Source organism: Pseudomonas sp. GW823-FHT02C02 (assembly GCF_058797635.1).
The window spans coordinates 124,732-142,112 of the sequence record NZ_JBXAJV010000013.1 but is presented as its reverse complement, the minus strand read 5'-3'; the positions used below and the strand labels follow the sequence as shown (position 1 = coordinate 142,112).

Below are 17,381 nucleotides of genomic sequence, written 5' to 3'. Positions count from 1 at the left end.
GCCGCTTGCTGTGGTGAGTGGCTAACGGATGTTTGGCTGTTCATCAGGGCCAGAAGTGGCATAGCAGCGACTCGTGCGTTTCAAACGCGAAGAACCCCCAGTGGTCTGCCAATCACTGGGGGGGTTGTTGGCCACAAGACCGGCCGGTTTCGCCGGGCACCGTCGGTCTACCTCGCAAACCTCCTCGCACCCACCACACACAAAATCACCGCAACAGTAACTCCGAGCATGCCGAGACTAACCTGCTCGTGAAGCAGCGTAGCCGCCAGCGCCAATCCAAAAAACGGCTGTAGCAGCTGCAGCTGCCCAACGGCTGCAATCCCCCCTTGGGCCAATCCGCGATACCAGAATACGAAGCCGATCAGCATGCTGAAGAGCGACACATACGCCAGGCTCAACCAGGCTGGTGCGCTGATGCCCGAGAACGAAGAGGGCGTCAGCCACCAGGTCAGTGGCGCCACGATCGGCAGTGACACTACCAGCGCCCAGGAAATCACCTGCCAGCCGCCCAGGGTTTTGGAAAGCTTTGCCCCTTCGGCGTAACCGAGGCCGCAGGCAAGAATGGCAAGTAACATCAGGATGTCGCCGGCCGGCGAAGCGGTGAGCCCCTGGGAAACGGCGAACCCGACCACCAGCAGGCTGCCCAGGACCGAGAAGAACCAAAAGGCCGGCCGGGGACGCTCGCCGCCGCGCAACACCCCGAACGCGGCGGTCGCGAGCGGCAACATGCCGACGAAGACAATGGAGTGCGCGGACGTCACATATTGAAGCGCCAGCGCCGTCAGCAGCGGAAACCCGACCACCACGCCCAGCGCGACGATGACCAAGGGCAGCATCTGGTGGCGCGCAGGGCGCTTTTCCTTGAACAGCCACAACATGCACAGCGCCAGCACGCCGGCGATGGTGGCTCGGGCGACGGTCAGAAAGACCGGCTCGAATTCCAGGACGGCCACCCGTGTCGCGGGCAGCGAACCGCTGAAGATCAGGACGCCGATGAGTCCATTGATCAACCCGCTGGTGTTCTTTTCCACGGTCGGGTTTTGCAGCTTCGATGTGCGTTCCATTTGGCGTCCACTCAAGGGGCGGGGTTGCGTTCAGCGCATCGTATGACCGACTATCGATACAATCAAAAAATTGTCATGGATACATTTCCCTATGCCTCGCTCCCGGTACAAGTCGCTGGTGGACGCCTTCGCAGCCGATATCCGCTCAGGGCGTTTGCCGCCCGGTACGCGCCTGCCGACTCACCGTTTGCTCGCCGCCAGCCATGGCTTGGCCTTGGTCACTGCCAGCCGGGTCTATGCAGAGCTGGAGGCCATGGGCCTCGTCAGTGGCGAAACGGGGCGCGGGACTTTCGTCCGGGAGACTTCGCTGCCGCCCAGCCTGGGCATTCATCAGCCCAGCGTGGCGGCGGGGATGATCGACCTCAACTTCAACTATCCCTCGGTACCGGGGCAGGCCGATCTGCTGCGCAATGCCTTGCGTCAGCTCGCATTGTCGGGTGACCTGGAATCCCATCTGCGCTATCAACCGCACGCGGGGCGCCTGCATGAGCGGGCATCGGTCGCGCGCCATCTGGAGGTGCGCGGGCTGACGGTACAGGCCGAGCAGGTGTTGCTCGTCAGTGGCGCGCAGCATGGTTTGACGGTGGCGTTGATGGCGCTGCTGCAACCGGGGGACGTGATCGCGGCCGACGCCTTGACCTATCCAGGGTTCAAGGTGCTGGCTGAAACGCTGCATCTGGAAGTCGTGCCCATTCCCGGGACCGACACCGGGCCGGATCTGGAGGCGCTGGAAAAGCTCTGCCGGATCCGATCGGTGCGAGCCGTCTACACCATGCCGACGCTGCACAATCCGCTGGGATGGGTGATGGCCGCCGATCAGCGTGAACGCCTGGTGGCGATTGCGCGCCAGCATGACCTGCACATCATCGAGGACGCTGCCTACGCGTTCCTGGCCGAAGACTCGCTGCCACCGCTCGCACAATTGGCCCCCGAAAGAACGGTGTACGTTTCAGGCTTTTCCAAGAGCGTCGCCACCGGGCTACGCGTCGGATTCGTCGCTGCGCCCCTGCAAACCGTGCCCGCACTGGAGCGCACGATCAGGGCGACTACCTGGAATACCCCCGGGGTGATGACGGCGATTGCGTGTGCGTGGATCGATGACGGCACCGTCAGCCAGCTCGAAGCGCAAAAACGTGCAGACGCACAGGCCCGCCAGGCCGTGGCCGATCAGCACCTGGCCGGCCTGCACTTCGTGCGCCATCCATCCTCCTACTTTATCTGGCTGCCCTTGTCGGAAGACGCACGGGCCGACCAGATTGCCATGGCATTGATGCGCGAGCAGGTGGCGGTCTCGACCGCCGAACCGTTTGCGACTTCTGTCCATGTGCCGCATGCGATCCGCCTGGCGCTGGGTTCGGTGGACTTGGGCGCACTTGCCGTGGCACTGGAGAAAGTGAAGCGGGTGGTCGGGGCGTACACGTAGCGAAGTCATTGCCCGGGTGTGATCACTTCGCTAGCCACACACCCATAACCACAACCATGACCTACGCTTGTTCACAGACGCATGTTCAGAGAGCAGGGTTTGCTCCTGAGCGCGATTCAATCGGCACCCCACAAAAATAATATCGGGAGAGTCCCTATGCTTGCCTTGCTCCGTCGATCAAGCCGCTTCATGGCAATTGCCGTCACCGCTGCCGCGCTCGCGGCACCGGCGTTTGCGCTGGACACCGTCAAGTTCATGGCCCCTGGCTCGGTCGGTGGCGGCTATGACCAGACCGCACGGGATCTGGGCAAAGCCCTGGTCGAGGCCAAGGCGGCCAAATCCGTCACCTTCGAGAACAAGGGCGGCGCTGGCGGTACGCTCGGGCTGGCGCAATTTGCCAACAGCACCAAGGGCGACCCGAATGCGCTGCTGGTGGTCGGGGCGATCATGGTCGCAGGTATTGAACAGAACAAACCGCAAATCACCTTGAAGGACGTGACACCGGTTGCCCGGCTGTTCACCGAATACAACGTCATTGCCGTACGCAAGGAGTCCGAGTTCAAAACCCTGGAGGACTTGCTCAAAGCCTTCAAGGACAAACCCTCCAGCATCACGTGGGGCGGAGGTTCCAAGGGGTCGATTGATCACATCGGGATCGCCGACCTGGCCGGCAAAATGGGAATCCCCGTTAACAAGGTGAACTACGTGGCGTTCGCGGGTGGGGGCGAAGTGGTGGCGCAGGTACTCGGAGGCCAGATCAAGGTGATCACCGGAGGTTATGCCGAACTGGGCCAATACATCCGCAACGGCCAGTTCCGGGTGCTCGCCATCGGCGCGCCCGAGCGCATTGCCGGCATCGACGCGCCAACGCTCAAAGAGAGTGGTTACGACGTGACTATCGGCAACTGGCGCGGTGTTTACGGTGCCGCGGGCCTCACACCCGAGCAGCGCAAGGAAGTGACGGACGCCGTGCTGGCCGCCGCCGCCAGCGACGGCTGGAAAGCCAATGTCGAGACCAATAAATGGGCGCCCAACCTTCTGACCGGCGATGAGTTCGGCAAATTCGTCGACGAAGAACACGTGCGGTTGCGTGCGATGCTGGTCGAGGTCGGGTTGATTGCGAAATGAACCCGACTCGTAGAATCCTGCCGGTGCAACTGGCGATCGGCCTCGGTGTGGTCGCCATCAGTACAGTGTTGGCGCTCGGCGCCAACCGCTTTCCTGAGGAAATGGGTTTCGTCATCCTCGGCGCTCACGTCTATCCCTACGCATTAGCAGTGTTCCTCGGTGTGGTCGGTCTGTTGCTGTGTTATCAGGCCGTCACCGGTGGTTTTCGCGAATTGGCCGATCACGAAGACGAGTCTGCCAAGGCGCTGCCCGGCGGCAAACTCGGGGCTGCCTGGGTGACCGCGGGCCTGGTGGGCGTGGCAGTGCTGATCAACCTCATCGGGTTCGTGCTGTCGGCGGGGTTGTTGTTCGCCTGTTCGGCCCGGGGGTTTGGCAGTCGTCGCCCGGTGCGCGACCTCGCCATCGGCATTGCCCTGACGCTGCCGATTTACTGGCTGTTCAACGCCGGGCTCGGCGTGTCCCTTCCGCCCCTGATCAACGCCTGGATCTGAGGAGGTAAAGCACGGTGGATATTCTCTCAAGCCTGGCCATCGGTTTCGCCGCCGCGCTGACCCCGATCAATCTGATGTGGGGATTCATCGGCTGCCTGCTCGGCACGGCCATCGGTGTGTTGCCGGGGATCGGACCGGCGCTGACCGTTGCGCTGCTGTTGCCGATCACGGCCAAGGTCGACCCCACGGGGGCGCTGATCATGTTCGCCGGGATCTATTACGGCGCTCAGTTCGGCGGCTCGACCACGTCCATCCTGCTCAATACCCCCGGGGAATCGTCGTCCATGGTCACGGCCCTGGAAGGCAACCTCATGGCCCGAAACGGACGGGCAGGGCCGGCCCTGGCGACGGCGGCTATCGGGTCGTTTGTCGCCGGCACCATCGCGACGGTCCTGCTCACCTTGTTTGCGCCCATCGTTGCCACGTTGGCACTGAAGTTTGGTCCGGCGGAGTATTTTGCGATTCTGGTGCTGTCCTTCACGACGGTGTCGGCAGTGCTCGGCGCTTCGATGCTGCGGGGTTTCGTCTCGCTGGGGATTGGCTTGACGATTGGTTTGATCGGCCTGGATTCGACCTCGGGCATTGCCCGCTACACCCTGGGCGTGCCGGAGTTGGTGGATGGCATTGAAGTCGTGCTCGTGGCAGTCGGTTTGTTTGCCGTGGGCGAGGCGTTGTACAGCTTGCTGTATCAAAAAGAAGAAGCGTCCGGTCGGCACCGGCTGACGTCTTTGTGGATGACGCGCGCCGACTGGAAACGCTCGATTCCCGCCTGGCTGCGGGGCACTCTGATCGGTTTTCCTTTCGGCTCCATTCCGGCCGGTGGCGCTGAAATCCCGACCTTTTTGTCCTATTCGGCCGAACGCAAACTGAGCAAGTTTCCCAAAGAGTTTGCAGGCAGCAAGGGCGAGGGTGCCATCGAAGGCGTTGCCGGCCCCGAGGCCGCCAACAATGCCAGCGCGACCGGTTCCCTGGTGCCGCTGCTGACGCTGGGCATTCCGACTTCCGCCACGGCTGCAATCCTGTTGGCCGCGTTCCAGAACTACAATCTGCAACCGGGGCCGATGCTGTTCCAGACCTCGGGTGATCTGGTCTGGACCCTTGTCGCCTCGCTGTACATCGGCAACGTCATCCTGCTGGTGTTGAACCTGCCGTTGGTGGGGTTGTGGGTCAAATTGTTGCAGATTCCCCGACCGTACCTGAACGCCGGCATTCTGGTGTTCGCCACCATTGGTGTATACGGCATGCGCCACTCTTCGTTCGACCTGCTGCTGATGCTGGCAATCGGTTGGGGCGGGGTGCTGATGCGGCGCTTCGATTTCCCTGTCGCGCCGGTGATCGTGGGCATGCTGCTGGGACCGATGGCCGAAAAACAGCTGCGCAACGCGTTGTCCATCAGCGAAGGTGACTGGATGATCTTTCTGACGCAACCTATCGCCGCGTCGTTTCTCGCGCTGACCCTGTTGGTGTTGATCGTGCCCCATCTGCTGCACGCTCGGGGCATCAAGTTGCATGAGGATGATTAGGCAGTTTTCTTCAATACGCAGGGCAGGGCGCTCAGTACCTTGGGCGCTGGTTTTCCTGAATTGAAGAAGGTGTGCGATGAGTCTGATTATCTCCATGGCCACATTTGCCCTGGTGGCGTCGATAACGCCGGGTCCGGTCAACATTGTCGCGTTGAGTTCGGGGGCGCAGTTCGGCTTTCGCGCCAGTCAGCGGCATGTGGCCGGGGCCACGTTGGGCTTTGTGTTATTGCTGGTGTTGATGGGCCTGGGGCTGCATGAGGTGTTGCGCATCTGGCCCGCGTTGACACAGGTGGTGCAACTGGCGGGCGTGGCGTTTTTGTTGTTCATGGCCTGGAAGCTTGCTTCAGACGATGGTCGCATCGACGCCAAAGAGTCACGCCGGGCACCGTCGATGCTGTATGGCGCGGTGATGCAATGGCTTAACCCGAAAGCCTGGCTGGCGTGTGTGGCGGGCATGGGCGCCTTCGTCGCGGACGGCGAGGCGCGGTTGGTCTGGCAGTTTGCAGCGGTGTATCTGGTGATTTGCTACGTGTCGGTGGGGTGCTGGGCGTATGCCGGAACTTTCCTGCAGGGTTATTTGAATAACCCTGCAGGCATGCGCTTGTTTAACCGCGTCATGGCGCTATTGCTGGGGGCGAGTGCCGTGTATCTGCTGGTTTCCTAGCCCCCGGGTCACTCACCTCAATCGAGACCGTGCAGCAAACTGAACCCATTTTTTATCAACGGTGTGCTTAGCCTCGATACTGTCCCGGTGTCGCTGCCAGATGCTGTTTGAATACCCGCTGGAAATGCGCCTGATCGGCAAATCCCGCTTCCAGTGCTACCTCCGCAATCAACTTGCCATTGCGCAGTTGATCACGGGCGAACTGGATACGCCGGTTGACCAGAAAGGCATGGGGCGTCATGCCGTAATGGTGCTTGAAGGCGCGAATCAGGTAGGACGGAGAGAGTTGAGCCGCGTCGCAAATATCCTCGAGCTTGAGTGGGTGTGTACAGTTGTCACGAATGTAGTCGGCGGCCCGTTCCAGCTTGAAATTGGGTTCGCGCAACGCTTGATCGACCGGGTTTAGCCGCTGTTGCACATCGGTAAAAAACTCCACCGCCGCACTGTGTTTGCACAACACGTCCTGCCAGGGATCAACCAGTATTTCGTACAAGCTGTTGAGGCCGTCGAACAGGTTGCCATCGCGGGTGTGGGTGACGGAAAACCGCCTGAAGGCGGAGTCCTGGCTGAAGCCGAGCTGACGCTGCAAATCGGTCAGCCAGGGCGTTTCGACGTACAGCATCAAGTATGACCACGGCTGGTCGTCGATCGGATTGCAGGCATGCACATCATCAGGGTTCATCAACACCACGGTGCCGGCGCTGACCTGGAACTGCGCTTGCTCATGAAGGTAAGTACTGCGCCCGGCGGTGATCGCACCGATGGAAAAGTGCTCGTGGGAATGCCTGGTGTAGCAGACCTCGCGGCCGTCGGCGATGGAACGGGCCTCGATGAAGGGCAGGGCATCGTCTCGCCAGAAACGGGGTGCTGTGTCAGCGTCTTTGGCAACGGTGTGCTTCATCGTCAATGTCCTCGGCAGGCCAGCAACGGAGTGTATTAGCTCTCGCCGTCAAAGGCTCGTCGCAACGCGGCAATGTCGAGCTTTTTCATCTGCATCATGGCTTGCATGGCGCGTTGGGATTTCTTCGTGTCGGGGTCTTTGAGCATGTCCATCATGGCGACCGGCACGATCTGCCAGGACACGCCGAACTTGTCCTTGACCCAACCGCACTGCTCGTTCTGCGGATGGGCGGAAAGCGAGCCCCAGAAATAGTCGACTTCTTCCTGGGTCTGGCAGTTGACCTGAAACGAAATCGCTTCGCTGAACGTGAACGCCGGGCCGCCATTGAGGCCTGTCATGGGCTGCCCGTCGAGTTCGAAGCTGACCGTCATCACAGAGCCTTCGGGCATGCCATGAACCTCCTGGCCGGCCTTGCCGTAGTGAGTGATGGCGGTGATTTTCGAATGATCGAAGATCGAACAGTAAAACTTCGCTGCCTCTTCGGCCTGATTGTCGAACCAGAGGCAGGGCGTCAGTTTTTGCACGCGTTGCATGATGAAGCTCCTCTACGGGTGATTCATGCTGGATTATCAGCGTAGCCAGCTTGTGGTCGATTGGCTGGACCGTAGATCGACATTTACCCTCAGGTCCTGGTGTGCGAATGAGTCAAAATGACACCTGTGTGAGTCATATAGACCATTGGCGGGGATGGTCGTTATGACTCATATGGCTTCAGGGCGCTGATTTGTAAGGATTAAAAAACTGGCACGAGACTTAATACGTAAAACGTACAACTGAACTGCTTCAGGAGTACGGAAAAATGTTCGAGTTCTTCAACAATCCTCAGAACGTTCTGAACCTGTCGAGTCGCGTGCTGGGCGCGGGTCTGGCACTGCTTTTGGCGGGCATCTACGGCGCGTATCTCTACGGCGGCCATGTGCCAATCGTGGCGCTGGTGATGATGCATGCCATGACCATCGTCGGGCCGACCTTGCTCAAGATCGGCTACGTGATGCGCCTGCTGGCCCAGCATCGGTTGAGTAAAGGTTTGGTCAGGGCGTTGGCCTGATGCGCAGACTCGCCGCTGCACCCCTTTTCAGTCTCGGCGTTCGACCCTTCTTTCTGGCGATCACCGGTGCGAGCCGGGTGTTTCCGGTACCGTTTTCCGGGTGGGGGCTGGGCTCTCGGCGCTGTTGTGGAGCGGCGCTTTCGGCCTGTTTCTCATGCACTACACCGGCATCCTGTTGAGGCCGAGACTCTAATGCCCAAGGCCGCCGCGATCAGCGATCCACTGCGTGGCCATGTCGATGAAAGCGCGCAGTTTCGGTTGAGTCTGGGTACGGCTGGGGAAGTACAGGTACAACCCCGAACTCAGCGGCACAAACGGCTGCAGCACTCGCTCCAGCTGACCGTTCGCCAGCTCGTCGATGATCTCCAGGTTGCAGGCGTAAGCTAATCCGAGCCCGTTTCGGGCGGCGCTGATCAGTAGCTTGCGATCATTGACGAGCACGCCACTCTCGACGCCCACCGTGAAGTCTCGCCCGTCGCGGCGAAACTCCCAGCGATGCGCGCTGCCGGAGCTGGCGAAGCGGAAGCCGATGCACGCATGCCGGGTCAGCTCTTCCGGGCTGAGCGGTTTGCCGGCCTTGGCGAAGTACGCTGGCGAACCCACCACCGACCATTGCAGGTCCGGTGTCAGGCGCACGGCGATCATGTCTTTCTCGATGGACTCTCCCAGCCGGATCCCGGCATCGAAACCGCTTTCCATCAAGTCGACTGTGGCGTCGTCCAATGAAATGTCGAGGCCGACCTGCGGATAAGCCTGGCGAAACAGCGGCATCAGCGGCTCGATCAACAAGGCGCCGGACAGGCGTGGCGCGGTGATGCGCAACGTGCCCATCGGTTGGTCGCGAAAACCGCTGAGCACCGCCAGGGCTTCGTCGATTTCACTGGCCGCCGGACGCAAGCGGGCGAACAGGCTGGCGCCAGCCTCGGTCAACGCCACCCGGCGCGTAGTGCGCTGGAACAGCAACACGCCGGTGCGCCGCTCGAGCAGTTTGATCGCGTGGCTGACCGCCGTGGGCGTCACCGCCAACCGGGTGGCGGCGAGGGTGAAGCTTTTGTGCTCGGCCACCGCCAGAAACTCGGTCAAGCCATCGAAAGGATCGTGATTCATATCGGCGCCATTATGAAAGACAGTTTCATAGTGCTTGTAACACGAGGGCATTTTTCAGACCAATCTTCCTGCGTACCTTGTGCTCACCCCAACCCAAACAAGGAACTCGATTCATGACCACTTCCCACACCTTCAAACGTGTCTGGCTCATCACTGGCGCTTCCCGTGGTATCGGCGCCAGGATCGCGGCCGCTGCACTGGCCAATGGCGACGCCGTGGTGGCCACCGCCCGTGATGCCAGCAGCGTCACCCAACGTTTCGGCACTCAACCCGCGTTGCTCGCCGTGTCCCTGGATGTCACCAACGAAGCGCAAGGCGTTGCGGTCGCCAAGGCCGCCGTCGAGCACTTCGGGCGCATTGATGTGTTGGTCAACAACGCCGGCTTTGGTTTGCTGGGCGCGGTGGAAGAAGCCAGCGCCGATGAAGTACGCCGCGTCTACGAAACCAACGTCTTCGGTTTGCTGAACATCACTCGGGCCGTGTTGCCATACATGCGCGCCGCCCGCAGTGGGCATGTGATCAACCTGTCATCGGTGGGTGGTTACGCGTCGGGGCCGGGGTTTGGCGTCTATTGCTCGACCAAGTTTGCCGTCGAAGGCCTGAGCGAGGCGTTGCACGCCGAGTTGGCACCTGTGGGTGTCAAAGTCACCGTGGTTGAGCCTGGATACTTCCGGACCGAATTCCTCGAGGGTAACTCCCTGGTCGAATCCCCGTCGACGATTGCCGACTACGACAGCACGGCGGGTGAGGTGCGCAAAATTGCCAAGGCCGTGACCCTGAACCAGCCGGGCGACCCGGACAAGCTCGCCCAGGCCATGATTATCCTGGTGGAAGCAAAAAAGGCACCGCTGCGCTTGCCGCTGGGCAGTGATTGCGTCGCGGCGATCGAAGCCAAGAACGCCTTCGTTGCTGATCAGTTGCAGACGTGGCGCGAGGTGTCGGTGTCCACCGACTACTGATCGCAATCTTTGTGGCCAGGGAGCTGCTGTGGCGAGGGAGCTTGCTCCCGCTGGGCTGCGAAGCGGCCCCAAGCCCTCCAAACCCGGTACATCAGAAAAACCGTGTTGGTTTTGCGACGGCTTCGCCGCCGAGCGGGAGCAAGCGCCCTCGCCACAAATGCCCACCAGGCACAAAAGCCCGCTAGCCGCCCAAGCGCCATCACTACAAAACCTCATTCCAAGGCCACCCATCAAGGTGGCCTTTTTTTGACCGGTGGTCGATGAACCGGTCTCGCCCGGCATTTTGCGCTTAGCTGTAGGGATAACCGGAGGCGCGCGTAGGCATTCCGTGTCACAGCAACGCCCCTTCAGAACACCGTGAGTCTGAGGAAATTCGCAATGCTGACCCTGAATATCAACGGCAAGGATCAGGAGTTGGATGTCCCCGCGGACATGCCGCTGCTCTGGGTCCTGCGCGATGTCGCGCACCTGACCGGGACCAAATTCGGTTGCGGCATGGCCCAGTGTGGCGCCTGCACCGTGCACGTCGACGGCGCGCCGCTGCGCTCGTGCATCACGCCCGCCACCGCGGTGGCCCACGGGCAAAAAATCCTCACCATCGAAGGCCTGTCCACGGATGGTTCGCACCCAGTGCAGCAAGCCTGGGCCGAACTCGACGTGGTGCAGTGCGGTTACTGCCAGTCCGGGCAAATCATGTCCGCCGCCGCGCTGCTGGCGAAAATCCCCAAACCCACCGACAGCGACATCGATCAGGCGCTCTCCGGCAATATCTGCCGCTGCGGCACCTACCCAAGGATCCGCGCCGCGGTCAAACGCGCCGCCGAGATCGATTGATGCCACGTTGAAGGGAGTCTGAACATGAACAGCATCAACCCGGTGTCACGTCGCGGTTTTCTCAAGGGCAGCGCGCTGTTGGGCGGAGGTCTGGTGGTGGCGTTCGTCATTCCCGGCGCCCATCGCTTTGCCGTGGGGGCGGAGAATGAAGGCAACGTGTTTGCGCCCAATGCGTTTTTACGGATCGGCAACGACAACGTCGTCACCGTACTGCTCGGCCACTCGGAAATGGGCCAGGGCATCTGGACCGGCCTCACCATGCTGATCGCAGAAGAGCTGGACGCCGACTGGTCGAAAATCCGCGTCGAACATTCACCCGCCTCGGCGGCTGACTACGGCATGGCGGGTTTCGGCGGAATGCAGATCACCGGCGGCTCGACTTCGACGTGGATGGAGTTCGATCGTTATCGCCAGGCCGGCGCGGCAGCGCGTCTGATGCTGGTCGACGCAGCCGCCAAGCGTTTCAACGTCGCGCCCTCGGCGATTCACACCGAGTCAGGTGTGGTCATTGCCGGCGACAATCGCGCGACCTACGGCGAACTGGCGGACGACGCCGGCAAGCTGCCGGTGCCGGATCCGGCTTCGATCAAGTTCAAAGAGGCCAAGGACTGGAAACTGATCGGCAAACCCACCAAGCGCCTGGACACCCCGGAGAAAATCACCGGCCGGGCCAAGTTCGGCATGGACGTGCAATTCGATGGCTTGATGACTGCCATGGTCGCCCGCTCACCCGTGTTTGGCGGCAGCGTCAAATCTTTCGAAGGCGCCGAAGCGCTGGCCGTGCCGGGCGTGCATAAAGTGGTGCAGGTGCCCACCGGCGTGGCGGTGATTGCCGACCATTACTGGGCGGCGAAGCTGGGGCGCGATGCGCTGAAGGTCGAGTGGGACCTGGGGCCGAATGCCGGCCTCGACAGCCAGAAATTGCTGGAAAGCTTCCGCAAACTCGCGACCACGCCTGGCGTCTCTGCCAGCAAGGCCGGGGATACCACCGCCGCGCTGGGCAAGGCGGCCAAGACCGTCGATGTCGAATACAGCGTGCCGTACCTGGCCCATGCGCCGATGGAGCCGCTCAATTGCACGGTGAAAATCAGCAAGGACAAGTGCGAGATCTGGACCGGCACGCAGTTCCAGACCCTGGATCAAATGATCGCGGGCAAGATCACCGGGCTCAAACCCGAGCAGGTTGAAATCCACACCGAATTCCTCGGCGGCGGCTTCGGTCGCAGGGCCAATCCGACCTCGGACTTTGTCGCTGAAGCCGTGCAGGTCGCCAAGGCGGCAGGCGGGCCGGTGAAAACCGTCTGGTCCCGGGAGGATGACGTCCGCGGCGGTTATTACCGCTCGGCGTTCCTGCATCAGGCACGGATCGGCCTGGATGCTGGCGGCATGCCTGTGGCCTGGAAGCATGTGATGGTCGGTCAGTCGATCATGGCCGGCACCATGATGGAGGCGACGATGGTCAAGGACGGTATCGACAAGACCTCGGTCGAAGGCGTTGCCGACAGCCCGTACCTTGAAGACCTGGCCAATCACCAGGTGGAACTGCACTCGCCGACTACCGGCATCAGCGTGTTGTGGCTGCGTTCGGTGGGGCACAGCCACACGGCGTTTGTCATGGAGTCGTTGATTGATGAACTGGCGGAGGCGGCTGGCAAGGATCCGGTGGAATACCGACGAACCTTGCTCAAGGCGCATCCGCGACATTTGGGTGTTCTGAACCTCGCCGTCGAAAAAGCCAACTGGAAGGCGGAACTGCCGGACGGCCATGCCTTGGGTGTGGCGGTGCATGAGTCTTTCGGCAGTTACGTCGCGCAGGTCGCTGAGGTGTCCCAGGACAACCTGAAAATCCGCGTGCATCGGGTGGTGTGCGCGGTGGACTGCGGGATTGCGGTCAACCCGATGAGCATCGCGGCGCAGATGGAGTCCTGCATCACCTTCGGCCTCGGCTTTACCTTGCACAGCAAACTGACGTTCAAGGACGGTCAGGTGGTGCAATCCAATTACCACGACTATCAGGTGCTGCGGCTCAACGAAATGCCGGTGGTCGAAGTGCATATCGTGCCAAGCACTGAACGGTCCGGCGGTATTGGCGAAGCCGGCGTCCCACCCACGGCGCCGGCAGTGGCCAACGCGGTGTTCGCCCTGACCGGGCAGCGCTTGCGGGAACTGCCGTTGCAACTGTCGGGGGTGTGAGATGAGACGACATCTGATTCTGGGGACGGTGGTGTTGATCGGCTTGGTCAGCTATGCCGAGCACCTGTTTGCTGACGATAAGGAAGCGATCAAGGCGTTTGATACGGTGCAGAAGGTCTTTCAAAGTCCGCGTTGCCAGAACTGTCATATCCCGGGCGATTCGCCGTTGCAGTTCGATGCAGGCATCCCCCACGCCATGAGCGTAGTGCGCGGGATGGACGGCAAGGGCGCAGCGGGTTTGCCCTGCGCGACCTGTCACGCCGAGGCCAATCCGCCCGCCAGCTACGGGCCGCATACACCACCGGGGGCGCCGCACTGGAGCTTGCCGCCCGCGGCGCACAAGATGGCCTGGATCGGGCTGCCGGCCGACCAGTTGTGCGCGATGATCAAGGATCGCTCCAGTAATGGTGACCGTGATTTCGCGGCCCTGATCAAGCACGTCACCGAGGACAAACTGGTGCTCTGGGGCTGGAATCCGGGTGAGGGAAGGGCGCCGGTGCCGGTGCCGCACGACATTTTCGTCACCCAATTCAAGCTGTGGGCGACCGCTGGAGGCCCGTGTCCGGTGCAGGGCAGTTGACCGGCGGTCCGTTAACAGGGAGTCAAACCGGGTATGCACGACTCTAAAGTAAATACCCGCCAATGGAGTGAGTCATGCTGATCCCAGGCAAACCGGTCAAGCGCGGTGCTTGTACAGACCCGTTACGTTCGCCACTGCAGGAGCGTGAGCTGTTGCGTGACCTGGCCCGCAAGGCCGAGCAAGAACTGATGGGCGTGCAGATGGCGAGCATGGACGAGTTGACGCTGCTGCCCAACCGCCACGGTTTTACAGCGCTGGCCCAACAGGGGATGGACGCCTGCCAGCAACTGGGGCTGCCGGCAACGCTGCTGTTTTTCGACCTCGATAACTTCAAGCGAATCAACTATCTGTACGGGCGCGCCGAGGGTGATCACGCCCTGAAGACCTTCGCTGACGTGCTGCGTATCGCCTTTCGCGAAAGCGATGTGATTGGTCGACTGGGCAACGATGAGTTTGTCGCCCTGTTGACGGGTGCAAGCGTTGTCGAGCTGTCCGCGATCAAGGCCCGGCTCGAAGAAATACTCGCCGAGCGCAATGCCACGGCGAATCGCAGTTTTGCCATTCACTTCAGCATTGGCCAGGTCGAGTTTGATGCTCGGCTAAACCCGACAGCGGAAGACGTGTTGACCCTGGCCGATAAGGCGATGCACGACACGGATCATTGCTGAGCGGCGCCTTGCAACGCTGCGGCAACGTAGGCGGCCGTTCGCAACAGCCGGCCATCGTCCCTGAACTTCCCGATGATCTGTAGCCCGACCGGCAACATGGGGTGGGCGCGCACCAGCGGGACGTTCACCTGCGGCCAGCCAAACGCCCCCCAGAACTTGATGAAATCCGACGGTCCGGTGCTTTCCAGGCCCATCGGCGCGACCATCCCGCAGGAGGCGCCGAGCATGGCGTCGAACGGTTGGCAAAGCTCATTCAAACGGGGCGCAAGGGTGGCCAGGCGCGCCTTGGCAGCGGATTCCTGCTCCCAGGTTGTTGCCGCCGCTCGCTCGAACATGGCCAGTGTCGATGGGCTCAGTTGAGCACGATGGCGTTGGAATTCCTTGGCCAGCGAGCGGGCACCTTCGCAATCGTTGATCAGCTGATGGTCGTCGAACACTGCGGCAAACTCATCGGGCAGTTCCAGTTCGCTCACATAATGGCCGGCGCTGCGCAACTGATCCGTGGCCTGCTCCAGAGCGCAGGCCACCTCGGCGTCCACCTGATCCCAGCGTGAGGTGCGGCAGAAACCCAGCCGCAGTGGACGCCGCTCGACGTCCGGCACTACAAAACCGGGAATCAACACCCGCGCCACAAGGTGCAGATCGCGCACCGATCGTCCATACCAGCCCACGGTGTCGAAGCTCGGCGCCAGCGGCTTTACACCTTCCAGCGACACCAGTCCCAGGGAAGGTTTGTAGGCGAAGAGGCCGCAATAGGACGCCGGCTTGAGCAGCGAGCCAGCCGTCTGGGTGCCCAGCGCCACCGCAAAGAAACCCGCTGCCATCCCCGCCGCCGAACCCGCGCTGGAGCTGCCCGGCGTGCGAGCGAGATCGTGAGGATTTCGGGTCGGGCCAGTGTGCATGTAGGCAAATTCGGTGGTGTGGGTCTTGCCGATGATCAGCGCCCCGGCCTGGCGCAGCAGCGTCACGACGTGGGCATCCCGGGACGGTTGATGGTTGGCGTAGATGGGCGAGAAAAATTGCGTGGGGTAGGCGGCCGTGTCGAAGATGTCCTTGATGCCGACGGGGACGCCGGCCAGCAGGCCGCGCCCGGTGATCTGCGCAGCATCGGCACGCACCTGCCGGTCGTCGAACGAGACGAACGCCTGAATCTCCGGCTCCCGCGCCTGAATGCACTCAAGAAAGGATTCGGCGATGGCGGCAGCGGTCGTATCGCCATTGACTACCGCTTCACTGAGGGTGGTCGCGTCAAGGGCTGGGCGGTTCATTTGGCGAACAACTGGCTGATGTTTTTAAATGCCTTGAACTCCAACGCGTTGCCGCAAGGGTCGAAGAGAAACATCGTGGACTGCTCGCCCACCAATCCCTGAAAGCGGATGCCTGGCTCGATCACGAAGCGTGTCCCAAGGCCTTTCAAGCGCTCGGCCAGCGCCTCCCATTCCGCCATCCCCAGCACCACACCGAAATGCGGCACCGGTACGTCATGACCGTCCACGGCATTGGTGTGCGCCGCTTCCTGTGAAGCGTTTTTCGGTGCCAGGTGAATCACCAGTTGATGACCGAAAAAGTTGAAGTCGACCCAATGCTCGCTGGAACGGCCTTCTTCAAGACCGAAGACTTCGCCATAGAAACGCCGGGCAGCGGCCAGATCGTAAACCGGTACAGCCAAGTGAAAAGGGGAGAGTTGCATCGGATTCGCCTCGGATTGTCAGGAGATGAGCCTGAGTTTAGCGCTATGATTTTTGATTGAAAGACGATAGTTTTTGCGTCGAGCTCAAATTATTTCGATCAATCGAGAAGTCCAATGCTGCGCGAATTGAAAACCTTCGTCGCCGTCACACGCTACGGCACATTCGCCGCCGCCGGCATGCACATCGGTCTGACGCAGTCGGCGGTCAGCGCGCAGATGCGCAACCTGGAAAAGGCGCTGGGCATCCGCCTGTTCGATCGCACCGGGCGACAGGCGATTCTGAATGCCGCAGGGCAACGGGCATTGCCGATGGCACAGCAGATCCTCGACACGTTTAGCCGGATGGCCGTCAGTGAGGACGTCAGCGAGTACCGTGGCGAGTTGAAAATCGGTGCGGTGGCCACGGTCCAGACCGGGTTGCTACCTCAGGCATTTTTGCGCTTGAGGGAGCAGGCACCGCTGCTGGAACCGAAACTGGTGCCGGGCGTGTCGTTGAGCCTGCTGAGTCAGGTCGATACGGGTGAGGTGGATCTGGCGATATTGATCAAGCCGCCCTTCGAACTGCCCAAGGAGCTGTCGGCGCAGGTGATTCGCCGGGAACCGTTTGTATTGATCGTGCCGATGGATCTTGAGGGCGATGATCCGCTGCAGATCCTCGCGAGCCAGCCGCACGTGCGGTACGACCGTAACTCATTCGGAGGGCGCCTGATTACGCGATTTTTGCGTGAACAGCAGATTGATGTGCACGTGGCGATGGAGATGGATGAGCTGGAAGCCATTGTGAAAATGGTTGAATGCGGGTTTGGCGTTTCACTGCTGCCCGAGGCCGGGTTATGGCTTGAACATGGGGCGAAGGTCAGGATCATCGCGCTGGGCGAGCTGACGTTTTATCGGGAGATTGTCTTGTTGCAGCGCTACAGCCAACGCACGCAGCCGATCCAGCTGTTGTTTGCCAAGTGCCTGGCGCAACCTGCCGGCTAACGCAGGCGTGGCAGTGTATGTGCTGTAAAGAATGAATTTTGGCTCTTGAAGACAGTAAGACTGTTATTTATGACAGTGATATGCGTGTCGGCTTTCGCATTAGGGTGGCGCTGTCAAACGGATCTGG

The 17,381-nt window shown here is 61.2% G+C and carries 18 protein-coding genes; 12 read left to right on the top strand and 6 right to left on the bottom strand.

Annotation, left to right across the window (positions count from 1 at the left end; genetic code table 11):
- Positions 1 to 167: 167 nt before the first annotated feature.
- Complete coding sequence (locus AC1ROI_RS22255; RefSeq protein WP_102594380.1) at positions 168 to 1,064, bottom strand: DMT family transporter; 897 nt, start codon at positions 1,062 to 1,064, stop codon at positions 168 to 170.
- A gap of 91 nt (positions 1,065 to 1,155) precedes the next feature.
- On the opposite strand from AC1ROI_RS22255, the gene AC1ROI_RS22250 reads away from it, so the two are divergent.
- From AC1ROI_RS22250 to AC1ROI_RS22230, 5 genes are all read left to right on the top strand, one after another.
- The gene (locus AC1ROI_RS22250; protein WP_102594381.1) at positions 1,156 to 2,487 is read left to right on the top strand and encodes an aminotransferase-like domain-containing protein; all 1,332 of its coding nucleotides are present in this window, start codon (positions 1,156 to 1,158) and stop codon (positions 2,485 to 2,487) included.
- Between the two features lie 156 nt (positions 2,488 to 2,643).
- Positions 2,644 to 3,615: a tripartite tricarboxylate transporter substrate binding protein gene (locus tag AC1ROI_RS22245; protein WP_102594382.1), complete on the top strand. Its 972-nt coding sequence runs from the start codon at positions 2,644 to 2,646 to the stop codon at positions 3,613 to 3,615.
- A complete protein-coding gene (locus AC1ROI_RS22240; RefSeq protein ID WP_077750510.1) occupies positions 3,612 to 4,106 on the top strand; it encodes a tripartite tricarboxylate transporter TctB family protein in 495 nt (164 codons plus the stop codon). Before AC1ROI_RS22245 ends, AC1ROI_RS22240 begins: the two co-directional genes overlap by 4 nt.
- A gap of 14 nt (positions 4,107 to 4,120) precedes the next feature.
- Complete coding sequence (locus AC1ROI_RS22235) at positions 4,121 to 5,629, top strand: tripartite tricarboxylate transporter permease (RefSeq protein WP_010459748.1); 1,509 nt, start codon at positions 4,121 to 4,123, stop codon at positions 5,627 to 5,629.
- A gap of 76 nt (positions 5,630 to 5,705) precedes the next feature.
- Positions 5,706 to 6,293 carry a LysE family translocator gene (locus tag AC1ROI_RS22230; protein WP_102594383.1) on the top strand — a complete coding sequence of 196 codons (588 nt, stop codon included), beginning with the start codon at positions 5,706 to 5,708 and terminating at the stop codon, positions 6,291 to 6,293.
- Between the two features lie 67 nt (positions 6,294 to 6,360).
- On the opposite strand, the gene AC1ROI_RS22225 is transcribed toward AC1ROI_RS22230, so the two are convergent.
- Both AC1ROI_RS22225 and AC1ROI_RS22220 read right to left on the bottom strand, forming a co-directional pair.
- Positions 6,361 to 7,194: an AraC family transcriptional regulator gene (locus tag AC1ROI_RS22225; protein ID WP_102594384.1), complete on the bottom strand. Its 834-nt coding sequence runs from the start codon at positions 7,192 to 7,194 to the stop codon at positions 6,361 to 6,363.
- A gap of 35 nt (positions 7,195 to 7,229) precedes the next feature.
- On the bottom strand, positions 7,230 to 7,727 hold the full coding sequence (locus tag AC1ROI_RS22220; RefSeq protein ID WP_102594385.1) for a VOC family protein: 498 nt from the start codon (positions 7,725 to 7,727) through the stop codon (positions 7,230 to 7,232).
- Between the two features lie 266 nt (positions 7,728 to 7,993).
- On the opposite strand from AC1ROI_RS22220, the gene AC1ROI_RS22215 reads away from it, so the two are divergent.
- On the top strand, positions 7,994 to 8,242 hold the full coding sequence (locus AC1ROI_RS22215; RefSeq protein WP_077750507.1) for a transmembrane sensor/regulator PpyR: 249 nt from the start codon (positions 7,994 to 7,996) through the stop codon (positions 8,240 to 8,242).
- A 189-nt stretch (positions 8,243 to 8,431) separates the two neighbouring features.
- On the opposite strand, the gene AC1ROI_RS22210 is transcribed toward AC1ROI_RS22215, so the two are convergent.
- The gene (locus AC1ROI_RS22210) at positions 8,432 to 9,349 is read right to left on the bottom strand and encodes a LysR family transcriptional regulator (protein WP_083376909.1); all 918 of its coding nucleotides are present in this window, start codon (positions 9,347 to 9,349) and stop codon (positions 8,432 to 8,434) included.
- Positions 9,350 to 9,462: 113 nt separating this feature from the next.
- Here AC1ROI_RS22210 and AC1ROI_RS22205 point away from each other — a divergent pair, with 113 nt between their 5' ends.
- The 5 genes from AC1ROI_RS22205 to AC1ROI_RS22185 all read left to right on the top strand — a co-directional run bounded on the left by AC1ROI_RS22205 (position 9,463) and on the right by AC1ROI_RS22185 (position 14,583).
- A complete protein-coding gene (locus AC1ROI_RS22205; RefSeq protein ID WP_102594386.1) occupies positions 9,463 to 10,308 on the top strand; it encodes an oxidoreductase in 846 nt (281 codons plus the stop codon).
- A 378-nt stretch (positions 10,309 to 10,686) separates the two neighbouring features.
- Entirely contained in the window at positions 10,687 to 11,142 is a 456-nt protein-coding gene (locus AC1ROI_RS22200; RefSeq protein ID WP_102594387.1) for a (2Fe-2S)-binding protein, read from the top strand.
- Positions 11,143 to 11,166: 24 nt separating this feature from the next.
- Positions 11,167 to 13,335, top strand: coding sequence for a xanthine dehydrogenase family protein molybdopterin-binding subunit (locus tag AC1ROI_RS22195; protein WP_010459766.1), 2,169 nt, complete (start codon positions 11,167 to 11,169; stop codon positions 13,333 to 13,335).
- Position 13,336: 1 nt separating this feature from the next.
- Positions 13,337 to 13,915 (top strand): hypothetical protein, encoded by a 579-nt coding sequence (locus tag AC1ROI_RS22190; RefSeq protein WP_010459768.1) that lies wholly within the window; start codon positions 13,337 to 13,339, stop codon positions 13,913 to 13,915.
- 74 nt (positions 13,916 to 13,989) lie between these two features.
- Positions 13,990 to 14,583: a GGDEF domain-containing protein gene (locus AC1ROI_RS22185; RefSeq protein ID WP_010459770.1), complete on the top strand. Its 594-nt coding sequence runs from the start codon at positions 13,990 to 13,992 to the stop codon at positions 14,581 to 14,583.
- Here the strand turns inward: AC1ROI_RS22185 and AC1ROI_RS22180 are convergent.
- Positions 14,574 to 15,851 carry an amidase gene (locus AC1ROI_RS22180; protein ID WP_102594388.1) on the bottom strand — a complete coding sequence of 426 codons (1,278 nt, stop codon included), beginning with the start codon at positions 15,849 to 15,851 and terminating at the stop codon, positions 14,574 to 14,576. The genes AC1ROI_RS22185 and AC1ROI_RS22180 overlap by 10 nt on opposite strands.
- Complete coding sequence (locus tag AC1ROI_RS22175; RefSeq protein WP_010459775.1) at positions 15,848 to 16,273, bottom strand: VOC family protein; 426 nt, start codon at positions 16,271 to 16,273, stop codon at positions 15,848 to 15,850. Before AC1ROI_RS22175 ends, AC1ROI_RS22180 begins: the two co-directional genes overlap by 4 nt.
- Before the next feature lie 114 nt (positions 16,274 to 16,387).
- Here AC1ROI_RS22175 and AC1ROI_RS22170 point away from each other — a divergent pair, with 114 nt between their 5' ends.
- Positions 16,388 to 17,254: a LysR family transcriptional regulator gene (locus AC1ROI_RS22170; RefSeq protein WP_010459776.1), complete on the top strand. Its 867-nt coding sequence runs from the start codon at positions 16,388 to 16,390 to the stop codon at positions 17,252 to 17,254.
- Positions 17,255 to 17,381: the final 127 nt, after the last annotated feature.